Source organism: Brachybacterium sillae (genome assembly GCF_025028335.1).
Classification (GTDB): Bacteria; Actinomycetota; Actinomycetes; order Actinomycetales; family Dermabacteraceae; genus Brachybacterium; species Brachybacterium sillae.
In genome coordinates this window covers 1,488,659-1,505,006 of the sequence record NZ_JAFEUW010000001.1, presented here as the reverse complement: position 1 = coordinate 1,505,006, position 16,348 = coordinate 1,488,659, and the positions used below count along the sequence as shown (strand labels likewise).

Here is a 16,348-nt window from a genome sequence, read left to right as displayed (position 1 = left end):
CTACGGGCAGTCCGCCGCGTACGGGCAGAGCTCGGCCGACCCCGCCCCCGCGGCCGGAATGCCCGGCCCGGTGCCCTCGGCGGGGGCCCCGGGGTCCAGCCCGGTCGGCACGCCGCCCACGAAGAAGAAGGGCTGGATCTGGGCGCTCGTCGGCTGCGGTGTGTGCGGCCTGCTGTCGCTGATCGCTCTGGTGCTGTTGCTCGTCGGCCTGGGAGCGTTCACCAGCGACGGCGGGGAGGAGCGGGCGACGTCCGCGCCGGAGACCTCGGAGCCGGCGTCGTCGTCACCGGAGGAGGAGTCCTCGTCGGCGCCCGCGTCCTCGGATCCGGCATCGTCCAGCAGCGCCCCGGCGGCTGCCCCGGCCGGGGAGGTGCTGCCCGCGGGGTCCGAGGTGACCGTCGAGGACATGCAGGGCGAGAAGACGACTGTCCAGTTCGGGACGGTGAACTGGGATGCCACCGACGAGGTGATGAACGCCCCCGGCAACAACCCGGAGCCGCCGGCGGGGACGGTCTATGTGGTGGTCCCCGCGACTGTCACCTACCAGGGTGGCTCACAGGACACTGCCATCGCGGCGCTGAGGGTGAGCGCCAGCCTGCAGACCGCCGACGGGTCGAGTGCCTCGGCCACGGACGTCGAGGCGTTCGTCGAGCATTCGGCGTTCAGCGAACCGATTCCGGCGGGCACGCCGACCGAGGTGAACTGGGTGTTCGCGGTGCCGTCGGACCAGGCCGGGAAGGGGACCATGGAGGTCCAGAGCCTGACGAACTTCAACGCCGAGCCGGTGACGGTCGCCCTGCGGTGACCCGGGGTGCAGTGACCCGGGGTGCAGTGACCCGTAGGCTGCTGAGCGTCTGAGGCGGCCCCTGCTCGCGCTGGTCACGCCCTCGAACGCCAGGCCCCCAGGCGGCGCAGACCCTCACGGATCGTGGCCTCGTCCTTGCAGAAGGCCACGCGCACCCAGCTGCGATGCTCGCCGGCGCCACCGGGTGGATGGAAGGCGCTGACGGGGATCATCGCGACCCCCGCCTCCTGAGGGAGCCGCTCGCAGAGGGCCTCGGCATCGGCCTCACCCCAGGCTGCGGCGTCGGCCAGGACGAAATAACCGCCCGCGGGAACGGTCACCGGCAGCCCCAGGTCCCGCAGACCCTCCACCAGCAGGTCGCGGCAGCGGCGCAGCTCGCGGGCCGGAGAGGTGAGGGCGTGCTCGTCCTGGGCGAGGCCCACGGCGACGGCGTCCTGGAACGGGGCGCCGGAGGTGTAGGTGAGCCACTGCTTCACCCCGGTCACTGCGGTGATCAGCGCGGGCCGGGCCGTCACCCATCCGATCTTCCAGCCGGTCACGCGGAACGACTTCCCCGCCGATCCGATGGTGAGCGTGCGGTCCTGCGCACCCGGCAGGGTCGCCGGTGGCAGATGGCGGGCGTCGTCGTCGAGGATCAGGTGCTCGTACACCTCGTCGCACACGATCAGGGCGTCGTGGGCGATGGCCCCCTCCACGGCGGCCGCCAGCACGTCCCGGTCCAGAACCAGGCCGGTCGGATTGTGCGGGGTGTTCAGCAGGATCAGGCGGGTGCGGTCGGTGATGGCCTCCCGCAGCCGGGCCGGATCGACGTCCAGCTCCAGGGTGCCGTCGGCGCGGCGGCGATGCTCGATCCGCACGGTTCGGTGGATGCCACCGGCCAGGGCGATCATCGCCGCGTAGGCGTCGTAGTACGGCTCGAGGGTGAGGACCTCCTGCCCGGGAGAGACCAGGGCCAGCAGGGTCGCGGCGAGGGCCTCGGTGGCACCGGTGGTCACCAGCACCTCGCGCTCCGGGTCCCACTGCAGGCCGTAGCGGTGGCGCTGGTGGTCGGCGATGGCGCGGCGCAGGGTCGGTGTGCCGGGACCCGGCGGGTACTGGTTCACCCCCGCGCGGATGGCGGAGACGGCGGCATCGGCGACGATCGTCGGCGGCTGGCCGTCGGGGAACCCCTGCCCGAGGTTCACGGCGGAGGCGTCGGCGGCGAGAGCCGACATCCGCGCGAAGATCGTCGGGGCGACCTCCCCGGAATCGGCGAGGAGTCCAGTGACGGCCGCAGCCCGCCGCCAGGGTCCGTGGGTGTCCATCTGTGCCCGTCCCTCCCGGTGCCATCGCGCCGTTGCATTCTGTGGAGACTCGCAATGAAAAAGTTAATGCTGGCTGCGGGCAGGCGGGACGTCCGATTCGCCAGGATCCGAGATGCGAGACATCACGGCCTCACGTAACGTGAGTCACGTGACCGACCCCGTCGGTCCGCGGCGCCCCGGGTGGGGGTCCGGGGCGCCCCCAACCCTGATCGGATCGCCCGCTCTCCGCGCGGAGGGCGGGCGATCCCGTTCCTCCATTGTGGCCCGCCCGCGGCGGTGGCCGGCGGTGGTGGTCGTCCGAGTGGTCGAGGTCATTCAGGTGCCCGCTCCTACGCTGAGAAGGCCCGAGGGCATCCCGCCGGATGCCGCCCCGTGGACCGAAGGAGCCGACATGCCCCGCGTCGACCGCCTGCGTCGCACCCTGTCCTCACTGCCGCTGCCCACCCGGGCGGGGCAGGGGCGTCCGCACGCCACCGCCGCCCCCGTCGACCGCCGGGTGCGCGATGAGGAACTGCGCTCCGCCTTCCCCGACCTGCCGCGACACCCCTCGGCCGACGACCTGCTCGCCCGGGCGCGCCGACTCGTGCGGGAGGCCGCCCAGGCGGAGTTCGCCCGCGAGGGCGTCGGACTGGTCGACCTCCCCGAGGGCTGGGGCCGGGCCGAGCTGCAGGAGGCCGGCCTGCCCAGCGACCCCAGATTCCATGCCCTGGTGGAGAGCACCCTCGCGGTGCTGACGTTCCCGCAGGAGGCCCTGCGCCCGGAGGACGCCCGCGAGCTGCTGCACGGTCCCGGGGCCCGTGATGGACACGGCCTCTCGCTCGAGAGTGCGAGCGACCTGGGTGGATACCTGCTGCTCGCCGCTCGGGAACGCCGGGTCACGCAGGAGGGTGAGGCCGGGACGGCGGTCGGGGCCGACGACCCGACGGGGGATGCCCAGCAGCTGCGTGACGCCGCTCGGGCCGCCCTGGTGCGCTGTGTGACGGCGCCGTTGGAGATGCGCCGCGCACTCGCGGTGCACGAGGCGGCGGAGAACGACCCCACCGCTGCACCGGGAGAGGCGGCGACGGGGACGGTCGGCACCTCCGGGGCGACGGGGCCGACGGGGTCCTCGGGAACGACCGGGGAAGGCGCCACAGGGGCGGGCCCCCGCCCCTCCGTCGGCAGGCAGGTGCCGCTCACGGAGCGGGTGCGGGCCGTCAGCGACCAGGCTGCAGCCCTCAATGACTTCGTGCGGTCGGAAGCCGGCCAGGCGGCGGTGTCCGTGCTCGGGATGGGTGCGGCCAAGGCGTGGCAGCTCTACGAGAAACAGCGTGCGGCGCAGGAGCGCCGGGAGGGAGGCGGCCCCGGCGCCGCGGGTAGCGCGGGTCGGCCGTGGGCATCCGGCTCCGCGAAGGGTGACGGCGACCGCGGCGTCTGACCGTCCCGCGCGCGTGCCGCGACGTCCGGCCGCGTCGGATGGATCGGGACCAGAGTCCCTTGCATTCCCCACGGTGGCGTGGAAGCCGGCCGGGATGTGACTAGTCGTGCGTCTCCCGACCCGGACATTCGGGATTTGACGCGTTGTCAGATGGGAGAAGTGCCGTTACCCTTGCGTCACTGCGCAGTGCTCGTGAGGGAACGCAACGGCTCGACCTGCGTCCGCACCGGTCGCGCAGGGTGTCGCGTCGCGGCACCGCCCGCGTTTGCACTGTCGCTGAGCGGCTGGTCAGGTGCGACGCATCGTCACTGGGGCTCGGGACGGCCCGCCGACGATGCGGTGTGTGGGGCTCGTCCGGGGGGTTGAGCACCACGCGACAGATCGGGGTCGGCATCCGGGGGGATCCGGCCCCGATCGTCGTCGCCGGGGAATGCAGCCGCCGCGCTGCGCCCCCGCCCTCGACGGGATCGGTGTCCCGGTCTCCTGGGCCCTCCTCGCCGCCTCGCGTATTCCTCGGATGTCTGCGGCGATCCGGTGCACGAAATCCGTGGAGAACGACGCCGCCCGACCTAAACATCGGATCATTTCTTGCGACGGGCCCGTCGGATGGCGCAGACTGGCATGACCCGCGCCGCGACGAGGCGGCCGCACCGTCCCAGAGATGAGGTCCCGTGGCTACGTTCCTCGAGCTGGACGTCGTCGACGTCCGTTTCCCCACCAGTCGGCACCTCGACGGCTCCGACGCCATGAACCCCGACCCCGACTACTCCGCGGTGTACGTCACCCTGCGCACCGACGCCGGTGAGCAGGGGAACAGCCTCGTCTTCACCACCGGCCGCGGCAACGACGTGCAGGCCGCCGCCGTGCGCACCCTGGCCAGGCACATCGTCGGCCGTGAGGTCGAGGAGGTGCTGGCAGCGCCCGGCCGTTTTGCCGCCGACCTCATCGGTGACTCCCAGCTGCGCTGGCTCGGCCCGGAGAAGGGCGTCATGCACATGGCGATCGGCGCGGTGATCAACGCCGTGTGGGATCTGCGCTGCCGCCGCGAGAACCTGCCGCTGTGGTTGCTGCTGGCTCGTCTCGACCCCGAGGAGCTGGTGGACCTCGTCGACTTCCGGTACCTCTCCGACGCCCTCACCCGCGAGGAGGCCCTGGCGATCCTGCGACGGCAGCTGCCCGGCAAGGAGGAGCGCATCGCGCGGCTTCGAGCGGAGGGCCTGCCAGCCTACACCACCACCCCCGGCTGGCTCGGTTACAGCGACGAGAAGATGCTGCGACTGCTGCGGGAGGCCCGTGAGGAGGGCTTCCGCATGGTGAAGCTGAAGGTCGGCGCCGACCCGGCCGAGGATCAGCGGCGGCTGCGACTGGCCCGCGAGGAGATGGGCCCGGGGTTCCCCATCGCGATCGACGCGAATCAGCGCTGGGACGTGCAGCCGGCCATCGAGTGGCTCGCTCCACTGCTGCCGTACGAACCGTACTGGATCGAGGAACCCACCAGCCCCGATGACGTGCTCGCCCACGCCGCCATCCGTCGCGGCGTCCCGGGGTTGCGGGTCGCCACCGGGGAGCAGATGCAGAGCCGCATCCTCGCCAAGCAGTTCCTGCAGGCTGAGGCCCTCGATGTGCTGCAGATCGACGCCACGCGCGTCGGCGGGGTGCATGAGATCGTGGCGATGCTGCTGCTGGCCGCGAAGTTCGACGTGCCCGTGTGCCCGCACGCCGGCGGCGTGGGGCTGTGCGAGATGGTGCAGCACTACGCGATGCTCGACGCCGTCGCGATCGGTGGGGACCGGCACGACCGGTGGTGCGAGTACGTCGACCACCTGCACGAGCACTTCGTGGTCCCCACCGATGTGCACGACGGCGCCTACTGGCCGCCGGAGGAGCCCGGCATCGGCGCCCGCATGCATGACGCCTCCATCGACGAGCATCGCTTCCCCGACGGCCCCGTCTGGCGGGAGGAGACCTCGGTGGGCGATCCCACGGCCGCCCCCGGTGCTGACCGTTCAGGCCGTCTCGTCACCGCGGAGGTCGACAGATGAGCGGCCCGCGGCAGGTGATCGCCCTGCACACCCGTGCCGCCGCCGGCCGGGAGGGCGACTACGACCGCGAGCACGCCCGCATCCCCGACGACCTCGACGCCGCCCTGCGTCGGGCCGGGGTGCACAGCTGGCGGATCTGGCGCGACGGCCAGGACCTGTTCCACCTGGTGGAGGTCGACGACTACGCCGCCATGCGGGAGCAGCTGCGCACCGACCCCGCCAACGTCGCCTGGCAGCAGCACATCAACCAGTTCCTCGAGGTGGTCGACAGCTACGACGGCGACGACACCGGCCTGGACCTGGTGTGGCAGCTGCCGACGCGGGGGAGCGACGCATGAGCGCCGCGATCGTCGAACGCCTCAACGGTCTCGGTTTCGGTGCGGCGCAGCTGGGGAACCTGTACCGGGAGACCTCCGAACGCGACGCCCACGAGGCCGTCGGGGCGGCCTGGGAGGGTGGGATCCGGTACTTCGATACGGCCCCGCACTACGGGCTGGGGCTGTCGGAGAGGCGCCTGGGCCGCGTGCTGCAGCACCTGCCGCGGGAGGAGATCGTGGTCTCCAGCAAGGTCGGGAGGCTCCTGCGTCCCGGGCCCGGCACCGGCGACGACCTCGCGAACGGTTTCGCGGTGCCCGATGACCTGCAGCGCGTGTGGGACGTCAGCGAGGTCGGCATCCGCCGCAGCCTGGAGGAGTCCCTGGAGCGCCTGGGCCTGGATCGTCTGGACATCCTCTACCTCCACGACCCCGAGGAGGGCCCCGAGGAGCAGGCCCTCGCCGAGGGCCTGCCCGCACTCGCCCGAATGCGGGAGGAGGGCCTGGTCGGCGCGATCGGTGTCGGCTCCAAGGACCAGCGGGTGCTGACGCGCGCCGTGCGCACCGGGCTGCTGGATCTGGTGATGGTCTCCGGTCGGTACAGCCTGCTGGAACAACCCGCCGAGGCCGACCTGCTGCCCGCCTGTCGGGAGCACGGCGTCGGCGTCGTCGCCGTGAGCGTGTTCAACTCCGGTCTGCTCGCGCGGCAGGAGGTACCCGACGACGCCCACTATGAGTACGGCCCCGCGCCGCAACCGGTGCTGCAGCGGGCCTGGGAGCTGGCCGCGATCGCCCGCGACCACGGGGTGACGCTGCCGGACCTGGCCGTGCAGTACCCGCTGCGCCGCCCGGAGATCCGTGCGGTTGCTCTGGGCATGCGCAACGCCTCGCAGGTCCGCACCAACCTGCAGCGGTTGCAGGCCCCCGTGCCGCAGGCCGCCTGGGATGCTGTCGACGCATTGCCGCCGCTGGACCTCCCCGGGGCGCGGGCGTGACCGAGGCCCCCGGGGCTGCCGTTACCGATATTCCCGTCACGGGCATCCCCGACGCGGATATCCCCGTCACCGACGCCCACGTGCACCTGTGGGATCTCGGCTGCAGCCCCTACTCCTGGATGGAGCGGGCGCCACAGGAGCTGCGCCGCACGGTGTCCTGGCAGGAGCTGGCACCGGCGCAGGCGGCTGCCGGGGTGACGCGGGTGGTGTTGGTGCAGGCCGACGACACCCTCGCCGACACCGCCCATCTGCTGCGCACCGCCGCCGCGATCGAGGCCGATCCCGGGCCTGTGCGTCACGCCGACGTGGTGGGCTGGCTGCCGCTGCGCACCCCGGAGCTCACCGAACGGCTGCTCGCCGCGAAGGCTCTGCCGGAGGGCACCTCCACGGCGGCCCTCGTCGGTGTCCGCCACCTGGTGCACGACGATCCCGAGGCGGACATGCTCGACCGGCCGGATGTCGGCCGGTCGCTGCAGCTGCTTGCGGCGGCGGGCCTTGTCCTGGACGTCCCGGATGCCTGGCCGCGGCATCTGGCGCAGGTGCAGCGAGTGGCGCACGCGTATCCCGAGCTGTCCGTGGTGCTCGACCACCTGGGCAAACCCCCGCTCGGGGACGGCGAGGCGATGGCGGCGTGGGAACGGGGCCTGCGGGAGCTCGCGGTCTGCCCCGCGGTGGTGGCGAACGTGTCGGGCTCAGGCGCCGCAGGACGCCTGCGCGAACCAGCTCTCCACCCCGGCCACATGCGCCGCGGCGTACACCCGCGCCAGGTCGGGCCGTCCCGCCCGGAGGGCGTCGAGGATCTGCCGGTGTTCGCGCAGGGTGGTGCTCACGGAACTCTCCTGCGTGAGGCCCCGCCAGATGCGGGCGCGGGTGGTGACGCTCGCGAAGCTGTCCAGCAGCGAGGTCAGGTAGTCGTTGCCGCAGCAGGAGTTGATCAGGTGGTGGAAGCGGATGTCGGCCTGCACCAGATCATCCACCGGGGTGTCCTCGCGGAGGGTCTGCATGATCTCCTCGAGGTGCGCGAACCGCTCCTCGCTGATGTTCCCGCAGGCCAGTGCCACGGCCTCCGGTTCCAGCAGGCGCCGCACGGCGGTGGCCTGAGCGGCCTGCGACCCACTCGGCAGCTCCAGCAGGAACCCGAGGGTCTGCATCAGCAGATCCGGGGTGAGGGCGGTGACGTAGGTGCCGTCGCCGCGGCGCACATCCAGCACCCGCAGCACCGACAGTGCCTTGACGGCCTCGCGCAGTGAGTTGCGGGAGACGCCGATCTGCTCCGACAGCTCCTTCTCCGGCGGCAGACGGTCTCCGGGGGTGAGAGAGCCGTCGGTGATCATGCGGGTGATCGCCTGGATGGTGCGGTCGGTCGCCGCCATCGGTGTGGTGTCGGGCTCCATACCCCGATCTTCGCGCATCAACGTGGGCGCGCGCGCAGTCCGCTTATGCCACCGTCCACCGGGAGGGACACCCCGGTGGTCGAGCCGTTCAGCGGTGAGGCCAGGAACACCACCGACTCGGCGACCTCCTCGGGGGTGACCATGCGACCCGTGGCCTGCCGGGCATCCAACGCTGCGCGCTCAGCCACTGGGTCGGGGAAACCCTGGAGCATGCGGTCGACGAACTCCGTGGCCACGGTGCCGGGGTTCACGCAGTTCACCCGGATGCCCTCGGCGACGTGATCGGTCGCCATCGCGAGGGTCATGGCCTGCACGGCCCCTTTCGTGGCGGAGTACAGGACTCGCTCCTGCAGACCGGCGGTGGCGGCGATCGACGACATGTTGAGGATCACCGGGTGCTCGCTGCGGCGCAGATGGGGGAGGGCGGCGGCGCTGACGCGGGCGATGGAGGTGACGTTCACCGACAGCACCCGCGCCCACTCCTCGTCGTCGTTGGCGGTGACGTCCCCGACGGCGCTGATGCCGGCGTTGTTCACCACCACGTTGAGACCCCCGAGCCGGTCGGCGGCCTCCTCCACCGCGGCGGTGGTGGCGGCGCGATCGGTGAGGTCGACGGTCACGACCTCCGCACTCTCGGGTGCCCCGTCGGCGGTCAGGTCGAGCACGGCCATGCGGGCACCGAGCTGCAGGAAACGCCGGGCCGTGGCGCGGCCGATACCGGAGGACCCTCCGGTCACCAGCACACGCAGCCCGCGGTACGGGTCGAGGACATCGGTCATGACGGGCCTCCGATCAGGTCGTGGTGTCGTGCGGGTGGATGGGGTGTTAGGCGCGGCCGAGGCGCTGCCGCTGCTCGCCCAGGTGGGTGATGGACAGTTCCATGACGTCGCCCTCCTGCAGGAACGGGGCGTCGGGGTGGCCGAGGGCGACGCCGGCGGGGGTGCCGGTGTTGATGATGTCTGAATCGCCGCGGGTTTGGTGGAGGCTCGGTTAGTTGGTTCCGGCCTCGATGAGGGCGCGGTTGTCAGGGTAGTGGGTGGCCCAGTAGGTGGCCTCGTACTCGGCGGGCGGGACGTGGCCGAGCTCGCCGTGCAGGCACCGGTGGTTGTACCAGTCGACGTACTCAGCGACGGCGATCTCGACGTCGCTGATGGACTTCCAGCCGCCCTGACGCATGACCGGGTTGCGCACGCACTCGGCCTTGAACAGCGAGTTCAGCGCCTCCGCCATCGCGTTGTCATACGAATCGCCGCGGGACCCCACCGAGGCGACAGCCTCGGCCTCGGCGAGCCGCTCGGTGTAGCGAACCGCGCGGTATTGCACGCCCCTGTCGGAGTGGTGGACCAGACCGGTGACGTCCTGCCCGGCGCGGCGCCTGGCCCACAGACCCATGTCCAGGGCGTCCAGGGCCAGGTCGGTGCGCAGCGAGGTCGAGACTTGCCAGCCGACGATCATCCGGGAGAAGACGTCCAGGACGAACGCGGCGTAGACCCACCCGGAGTAGGTGCGGATGTAGGTCAGATCCGCCACCCACAGCTGGTTCGGTGCCTCGGCGACGAACCGCCGCTCGACCAAGTCGGCCGGCCGTGGCGTCTCGGCGCCCTCGCTCAGGGTGGTGCGGCGGGTCTTCTCCCGCGCGATCCCGCGCAACCCGTGAGCGCGCATGAGCCGCTCAACGGTGCACCGGGCCACGGCGATGCCCTTGCGGACCAGCTCGGCGTGGACCTTCCGAGCCCCGTAGACGCCCAGGTTGTCGGTGTGCACGGTCTTGATCTCCTCGATCAGCTCAGCGTCCCGCACGGCGCGCGCCGACGGGAGACGGTTCTTCGCGGCGTAGTAGGTGCTCGGGGCGATCTGCACGCCGGCGTCCTTGAGCACGGCGCAGATCGGCTCGACCCCGAGCCGGCGACCCTCAACGACCCGATCGCGGTGGGTGTCGATGTACTCGACCACCACCTCGGTCGGCACTTCGCGGGCTACTTGATCTTGCGGTCGAGCTCCGCGGCCGCGAAAAAAGCCGCGGACGTCTTCAGGATCTCGTTCGCCCGCCGCAGCTCGCGGACCTCGCGCTCGAGCTGGGCGATCCGCGTCGCGTCATCCGTCGTCGTGCCGGGCCGGACCCCACCATCGATCTCGGCCTGGCGGACCCAGGTCCGCAACGCCTCGGGATGAATCCCAAGCTGATCGGCGATCCGCTTGATCGCTCCCGTGGCCGTCGCAGGGTCCTTCCGCGCGTCCATCGCCATCCGCGTCGCGCGGTCCCTCAACTCCTCGCTGTACTTCCGCGGTGCTGCCATGACTCTCATCCTTCCGTGGAATGAGAGCCTCCATCAGACCCAGGCGATTCAGTCGCCGGGGTAGAGGGTCATGAACTGACTGAGGTAGCGGACCACCTCACCGACCGGGAAGATCTGGTCGGCAGTGGTGCCGTCCTGCCGGGTGGTGCCGTTGACGGCGAGGGTGAGACGCAGGTCCTGCACGTCGGGGACCTCGTCGGCGGTGACCAGGTAGGGCCCCAGCGGGTTGAAGGTCTCACAGTTCTTGCCCTTGTCCCAGGTGCCGCCGCGCTCCAGCTGGAAGTCCCGCTCGGAGACGTCATTGCTGATCGCGTACCCGGCCACGGCCTGCAGCGCCTCCTCGGCGGAGGCCGCGTAGCGCAGGGTCGAGCCGATGACGACCGCGAGCTCGACCTCCCAGTCCGTGCGCTGTGAGCCACGGGGGATGAGCACCTCGTCGTCGGGACCGACGACGGTGTCCGGGGCCTTCATGAAGACGATCGGCTCCGTGGGGATCCCGGCGTCGGTCTCCCGGGCGTGGTCGCGGTAGTTCAGGCCGATGCACAGGATCTTGCCCGGTGCCACGGCCGCTCCGCGGCGCACCCCGTCGATCTGCTCGACGGGCAGCGGCGGCAGCGTGTTCTGCGCGAGGGCGGTGCGCACCCGGTCGAGGCCACCCTGCTCCAGGAAGGAGCGGTCCACCGCGGGGGCGGAGGTCAGGGAGTCGAGGGCGTAGGCGGTGTCCTGGTGCAGCACGGCCAGGCGCTCGGCGCCGCGGGGTCCGTAGGCGAACAGCTTCATGCGGGGGTCCTTTCCGGCGGAGCGATGAGGTAGGGAGGGAAGCGATGTCCCGGACAGCCTACCGCTCAGAGGTCCGATGTTTGCGGGAGGGGTGAGCCTGCGTCGGTCAGGCGTTGACGGCAGAAGCGAGCTGCTCGTCAGCGTGACGGAGCGAGTACACCGCGTAGGCGACGATCGCCGCGAAGCACACCGCCACCACCAGGTAGGAGATCTTCGCGCTGGTGAGGTCGAGGAGGCGGCCCTGGGCCAGCGGCACGACGGCCCCGCCGATGATCGCGGCGATCAGGGACAGCACCACGCCGGCGACGGTCATCACCGTCAGCAGCACGCGCGGGTCGATCCGACCCATCAGCGCCACCATCAGGAAGCGGAAGACGAGGAAGAGCAGCACCGACGCCTGCAGCCAGTACCCGGCCTCAGTGTTGGTCGCGCCGATCTGCTCGGAGGCGTAGTGCAGAGTGAAGGTCCAAAAGCACGTCTGCGCGGCCACATTGAAGAACTGGGCGACCACGCCGAAGGAGTACAGGGGGCGGCCGAGCAGACGACCGACGGCGGTGCCGTGAAGGTGTGCGGCGCTCTCGGCGATCTCGTGGTGGCGGGTGACGGTCCGGGGGTTCGGGGGCACCTGCACCGCCGCGATGGCCACGGCGTTCAGCCCTCAGAGAGGGGAGCTCAGCGGGTTGAGGGCCGGCGCCACGTCCAGACGGCCGGCAGCACCAGGGCGAAGTACGCCCCGTAGTAGGCGAACTGCACCAGGGAGGACTGGAAGGCGCTCGTCGAGAACACGGAGCCGAAGACGCGCACCAGCGGATCGGTCATGTTCCCCGCGAGTCCCTACGGGACGAAGTGGGAGGCGCGACACCCGGGGGTGAAGCGCTGTGGACACACCGTAGCGAATCATCCGACGTGTGGGGAGGTCCGCGGGGAAGTTTCTGGGGGAAAGCTCCGCTGGACCCGTCGAACATCGGAACTCTCGCCGGGGGCGTGCCGGCACACCGCCCCGTCGCTCGCCTCACCCCTCGCTCGACGGACCCTCCGAGAGATCAGTCGGCCCCCCGGCGGCCAGCAGTTCCTCCGCCCGCTCCCTCACATCCCGCGGCAGTTCCCCGCTGAGGAGATGCAGCGAGTAGTCCCGGGACATGCGGCGGAACGCCATGGTGCCGCGCACCGAGTTGCCGTGGCGATCCAGGGCCGGGGCGTAGGCGGCGAGCCCGCAGATCGCCGGCAGCACCGCGAGGATGCCGCCCGCCACCCCCGACTTCGCGGGCAGGCCGACGCGGCTCATCCACTCCCCGGCGTCGTCGTACATCCCGCAGGTGAGCATCACGCTGAGCACTTGCTGCGAGGCCTCCGGGGACAGGACGCGCCGGCCGGTGCACGGGTTCACCCCGCCGGAGGCGAGGGTCGCACCCATCGTCGCGAGGTCCTCCACGGTGACCAGCACCGCGCACCCGCGCAGATACCCGTCGACCACGTCCACCGGTTCGTCCTCCATGGACCCGGCGGCGCGCAGCATGTGCGCGAGGGCCAGGTTGCGGTGGGCGCTCGCCCGCTCGGTCGCGAACGTCTCCTCATGGACGGGGAGTTCCCGTCCGGCAGCGCCGTCGAGGACCTCACGCAGCAGGGCGGCACGGCTGCGGGCATCCGCCCCGAGCATCGCGTGGGTGCGCAGGGCACCGACGTTCACCAGGGGGTTCTTCGGGCGGCCGGTGTGTTCGTCGATGCTGATGGCGCTGAACTCCTCACCCGTCGGTTCCTGGTCCACGGCGTCGAGGACATAGTCCAGGCCGTGGCGGTCGATGGCGGCGCCGTAGGCGAAGGCCTTGGAGATCGACTGGATGGGGAAGGCGTGGCGCGTTCCCGCGGAGACGACGCGGCCCTGCCGGTCGCACACCGCCAGGGCGAGATGGTCGGCCCGCGCCCCGGACAGACGGGACAGCGGCTCGATCTCGCCATCATCGGTGGACACGTCCAGCAGAGCCGTGCGCAACTGGAGCAGATACTCGTGCAGAGGGTTCGTCACCCTCCGGACGCTACCGGCTCAGGGGATCACTCGTCGCGGGCGCCCCCGGGGCGCAGGTCCACCCCGCCGGCGTTCTGCGCCTCGACCCAGTTGTCGTGCGCGACATGCAGGTGGGTCTGCGGGGGGACGTCGACGGTGCGGCCGTCGGCGAAGGACACGGTCACCTGACCGTCGGCAGCGGGGCGGATGTCCTCCAGGGGACCCCACACACCCGCGCCGGGCAGCCGCACCTGCACGCCGCGCAGTTCACCCAGCAGTGACCCGGAGGCCTCCTCCAGGGGGATCTGCAGGTCGGGAAGGGCTCCGGTGTGGCGGCCGCCCTCCGTGGTCAGCTCCAGGCGCTCCGCCTCCTCGGCGAACAGGCGCTCCACGAGGGAGCCGCCGTGCGGGCGATCGGCGGTGCTGCGGCGGATGTCGTCGGTCATCACGTCCCCTTCTCTCGGGTGGGCCCGGGCACTCGGGTGCGCCCGGGGCCGGGCTGGGCCCCATCCGAGCACATCCACCCGGGGATCTCATGGGCGCAGCACCGGATCATGCGGGTGGGCAGGGCCGATGGGCGTCGGACCCGGAGTCGGACCGGCAGGTCAGGCCCCGGACTTCTCCCGCAGCTGTCGCTTGATCCGGCCGAGCATCCCCGCCATGCCGCGCAGGCGCAGCGGGCTGACGACCTCCGCCAGGCCCATCCGCTCGGTCACGTCCCCGGGCACATCCAGCACCTCCCCGACGGTGAGGCCATCGAGACCCTCCGCCAGGATCCCGGCGAACCCGCGGGTGGTGGGGGCCTCCGGCGGGGCGGAGAAGAACAGGTGCGCGGTGGCGTCGCGTCCCGTGCCCTCGACCTCCGTGATCAGGAAGATCGGGGACTGGCACTCCGGGACCGGTTCCAGCAGCTCGGGGTGGTCGGCATAGCGTTCAGGCAGCTCCGGCAGCCCGTCCGAGAACTCCAGCAGCAGCTGCAGACGCTCCTTCGGCGGCAGGGCCGTGAAGTCGTCGGCGATCTCCTGCAGCGCCGCCGGCACCGCGCCCTGTCCCATCGGGGGGTTGGTCGAGGGGTTCGTCGGGGCGGTCATCGGGCCGGCGCCTCCCCGGGCTCCTCGCCGACGGCGATCGGCAGCCGCACGGCGTTGCCCCATTCGGTCCACGAGCCGTCGTAGTTGCGGACGTTCTCGAAACCCAGCAGGTGGGTGAGCACGAACCAGGTGTGGCTGGAGCGCTCGCCGATGCGGCAGTAGGCGATGGTCGGAGCTGACGGGTCGAACCCGAGTTCCTCGCGGTAGATCGCCTCCAGCTCGGCGCGGGGCTTGAAACGACCGTCCTCCTGGGCGGCGCGGGCCCACGGCACGGAGCGCGCGGTGGGGATGTGGCCGCCGCGGAGAGTGCCCTCCTGCGGGTACTCCGGCATGTGCGTGCGCTCGCCGGTGTACTCCTGCGGGGAGCGCACATCGATCAGCTGCCCGCCGAGGAAACCGAGCACGTCCTCGCGGTAGGCGCGGATCGGGGCGTCGTTGCGCTCCCGCACGGGGTAGTCGGCGGGCTGGGGCGTCGGGGTCTCGCGGGTCATCTCCCGGCCCTCGGCCTCCCAGGCGGCGCGGCCGCCGTTGAGCAGGCGCACGTCGCGATGGCCGAACAGCTCGAACACCCACAGGGCGTAGGCGGCCCACCAGTTCGACTTGTCGCCGTACACCACGACGGTGGTGTCCTCCGAGATGCCGGAGCGGCGCATGAGCTCGGCGAACCCCTCCCCGTCGACGTAGTCGCGGGTCACCGGGTCGTTGAGGTCCAGATGCCAGTCGATCTTCACGGCGCCGGGGATGTGCCCTGTCTCGTAGAGGAGCACGTCCTCGTCGGACTCCACCACCACCAGGCCGTCCTCAGCGAGGTGCTCGGCGAGCCACGCGGTGGTCACCAGCTTCTCGGGGTGGGCGTAGTCCTGCAGTTCGGGGCTCGGGTCCAGGGCAACGGTCACGATGCGCACCTCGTCTCATGGGTCGGTCGGATGGTCCCAGTGTGTCACCCGACCCCTGAATTTCGGGACGGGGATGTTGCAGAACACAGGCGCTGGGGTGGGCCGTGCGCTGCGCACACTCACCTGCGCTCGGCGTCGGCCTGCTCCTTCGACCAGCCCAGAGGCAGGAAGTCGTTGTCCGGGTCCATCGCCTTCGCGGCCGCCACCAACAGCACCATGTTCAACGCGTTCAGCACGTTGATGAACACGAACACCCGTTCATCGGAGAAGTTCTGGGAAGCGACGATGATCGCCGCGGCGGTGCCGAGCTGGGCAGTGGCGAGACCGCCGACGTCCTTCAGGTGGGATTCGTCGTCACCCATCATGTAGCCGATCAGGAACGCCAGCAGCAGGGCGCCGACGCCGATCGCCGCAGCCTTCCACAGCTGCAGGTCGGTGAGGGCGTCGAGGTTCGTGAGGATCGTCAGCGCCAGCAGCACGTACAGTGCGATGTTCGCCAGGCGGGCGATCCAGGGCCGGGCCTTCTGGGCGGTCTCCCCGAGCAGTTTCTGCAGCACCATGTCGATGAGGATCGGCACCACCAGCTGCAGGGTGAGGCTGCGGGCGATCTCGAGCCCGTCCACCTCCAGGCCCGCCACCAGCCGCGGCAGCACCAGCGGCACCTCGATCACGGTGCCCGCCACCAGCACCAGCATCACCGAGGCCGCGAGAGCGAGGTCCTCGGCGGCGGTGTCGGCCAGTTTGATGAGGAACGGGGCGCCGGCGCACAGACCCAGCAGCAGGAGCGCCGCGGCGTACTCCTCGGTGGGCTGGAACAGCATGATCAGGTACGTCATGATCCCCGGCACGGCCACCAGGTTGATCATCAGCATGCGGGTGAGGAAGCGACGTTTGCGCAGGTGATGCGCGATCTGGGAGGGCTTCTGTCCCAGGCCCACGTTGAGCATGCTGCCCAGCACGAACACCTGCAGGGCGATGCGCAGGACCACATCGAGGATCTCGCTCATGCGG

Annotated in this window: 18 protein-coding genes and 1 pseudogene; 6 read left to right on the top strand and 13 right to left on the bottom strand. The window is 71.3% G+C overall.

All coding sequences use genetic code 11. The annotated features are described in order from the left end of the window. The first annotated feature begins 70 nt into the window (after positions 1–70). Entirely contained in the window at positions 71–805 is a 735-nt protein-coding gene (locus tag JSY14_RS06905; RefSeq protein ID WP_259558034.1) for a hypothetical protein, read from the top strand. 74 nt (positions 806–879) lie between these two features. Here the strand turns inward: JSY14_RS06905 and JSY14_RS06900 are convergent, their stop codons facing one another. Continuing rightward, complete coding sequence (locus JSY14_RS06900; RefSeq protein ID WP_259558033.1) at positions 880–2,109, bottom strand: aminotransferase class I/II-fold pyridoxal phosphate-dependent enzyme; 1,230 nt, start codon at positions 2,107–2,109, stop codon at positions 880–882. A gap of 391 nt (positions 2,110–2,500) precedes the next feature. Between JSY14_RS06900 and JSY14_RS06895 the strand changes: the two genes are divergently transcribed. The 5 genes and pseudogenes from JSY14_RS06895 to JSY14_RS06875 all read left to right on the top strand — a co-directional run. After that, positions 2,501–3,526, top strand: a complete 1,026-nt coding sequence (locus JSY14_RS06895; RefSeq protein ID WP_259559706.1) for a hypothetical protein — start codon at positions 2,501–2,503, stop codon at positions 3,524–3,526. Between the two features lie 671 nt (positions 3,527–4,197). Beyond that, positions 4,198–5,568 carry an enolase C-terminal domain-like protein gene (locus tag JSY14_RS06890; RefSeq protein WP_259558032.1) on the top strand — a complete coding sequence of 457 codons (1,371 nt, stop codon included), beginning with the start codon at positions 4,198–4,200 and terminating at the stop codon, positions 5,566–5,568. After that, entirely contained in the window at positions 5,565–5,906 is a 342-nt protein-coding gene (locus tag JSY14_RS06885; protein WP_259558031.1) for an L-rhamnose mutarotase, read from the top strand. Before JSY14_RS06890 ends, JSY14_RS06885 begins: the two co-directional genes overlap by 4 nt. Further along, on the top strand, positions 5,903–6,877 hold the full coding sequence (locus JSY14_RS06880) for an aldo/keto reductase (protein ID WP_259558030.1): 975 nt from the start codon (positions 5,903–5,905) through the stop codon (positions 6,875–6,877). Before JSY14_RS06885 ends, JSY14_RS06880 begins: the two co-directional genes overlap by 4 nt. A gap of 119 nt (positions 6,878–6,996) precedes the next feature. Next, positions 6,997–7,518: pseudogene (locus JSY14_RS06875) on the top strand (amidohydrolase family protein); the annotation flags it as partial. Between the two features lie 51 nt (positions 7,519–7,569). Here the strand turns inward: JSY14_RS06875 and JSY14_RS06870 are convergent. From JSY14_RS06870 to JSY14_RS06815, 12 genes are all read right to left on the bottom strand, one after another. Continuing rightward, positions 7,570–8,271: a FadR/GntR family transcriptional regulator gene (locus tag JSY14_RS06870; RefSeq protein WP_259558029.1), complete on the bottom strand. Its 702-nt coding sequence runs from the start codon at positions 8,269–8,271 to the stop codon at positions 7,570–7,572. 17 nt (positions 8,272–8,288) lie between these two features. Further along, positions 8,289–9,050: an SDR family NAD(P)-dependent oxidoreductase gene (locus JSY14_RS06865; protein WP_259558027.1), complete on the bottom strand. Its 762-nt coding sequence runs from the start codon at positions 9,048–9,050 to the stop codon at positions 8,289–8,291. 46 nt (positions 9,051–9,096) lie between these two features. Then, positions 9,097–9,225 (bottom strand): fumarylacetoacetate hydrolase family protein, encoded by a 129-nt coding sequence (locus JSY14_RS06860; RefSeq protein ID WP_349773620.1) that lies wholly within the window; start codon positions 9,223–9,225, stop codon positions 9,097–9,099. A 36-nt stretch (positions 9,226–9,261) separates the two neighbouring features. Further along, positions 9,262–10,568, bottom strand: a protein-coding gene (locus tag JSY14_RS06855; RefSeq protein WP_432803616.1) for an IS3 family transposase whose coding sequence is annotated in 2 segments (ribosomal slippage) — positions 9,262–10,274 and positions 10,274–10,568 — 1,308 coding nt in all. Because the reading frame shifts where the segments join, the coding sequence is not laid out codon by codon here. Positions 10,569–10,616: 48 nt separating this feature from the next. Beyond that, positions 10,617–11,348 carry a fumarylacetoacetate hydrolase family protein gene (locus JSY14_RS06850; RefSeq protein WP_259558025.1) on the bottom strand — a complete coding sequence of 244 codons (732 nt, stop codon included), beginning with the start codon at positions 11,346–11,348 and terminating at the stop codon, positions 10,617–10,619. A 106-nt stretch (positions 11,349–11,454) separates the two neighbouring features. Further along, a complete protein-coding gene (locus JSY14_RS06845; protein ID WP_259558024.1) occupies positions 11,455–11,994 on the bottom strand; it encodes an MFS transporter in 540 nt (179 codons plus the stop codon). Positions 11,995–12,020: 26 nt separating this feature from the next. Next, a complete protein-coding gene (locus tag JSY14_RS06840) occupies positions 12,021–12,167 on the bottom strand; it encodes a hypothetical protein (RefSeq protein ID WP_259558023.1) in 147 nt (48 codons plus the stop codon). A gap of 193 nt (positions 12,168–12,360) precedes the next feature. Continuing rightward, positions 12,361–13,371, bottom strand: a complete 1,011-nt coding sequence (glsA, locus tag JSY14_RS06835; protein WP_259558022.1) for a glutaminase A — start codon at positions 13,369–13,371, stop codon at positions 12,361–12,363. Between the two features lie 26 nt (positions 13,372–13,397). After that, positions 13,398–13,796: a hypothetical protein gene (locus tag JSY14_RS06830; protein WP_259558021.1), complete on the bottom strand. Its 399-nt coding sequence runs from the start codon at positions 13,794–13,796 to the stop codon at positions 13,398–13,400. Positions 13,797–13,955: 159 nt separating this feature from the next. Next, on the bottom strand, positions 13,956–14,441 hold the full coding sequence (locus tag JSY14_RS06825) for a SufE family protein (protein ID WP_432803615.1): 486 nt from the start codon (positions 14,439–14,441) through the stop codon (positions 13,956–13,958). After that, a complete protein-coding gene (locus JSY14_RS06820; RefSeq protein WP_259558020.1) occupies positions 14,438–15,337 on the bottom strand; it encodes a sulfurtransferase in 900 nt (299 codons plus the stop codon). The genes JSY14_RS06825 and JSY14_RS06820 overlap by 4 nt, the downstream gene beginning before the upstream one ends. Before the next feature lie 119 nt (positions 15,338–15,456). Further along, a complete protein-coding gene (locus JSY14_RS06815; RefSeq protein WP_259558019.1) occupies positions 15,457–16,344 on the bottom strand; it encodes a bile acid:sodium symporter in 888 nt (295 codons plus the stop codon). Positions 16,345–16,348 lie beyond the last annotated feature (4 nt).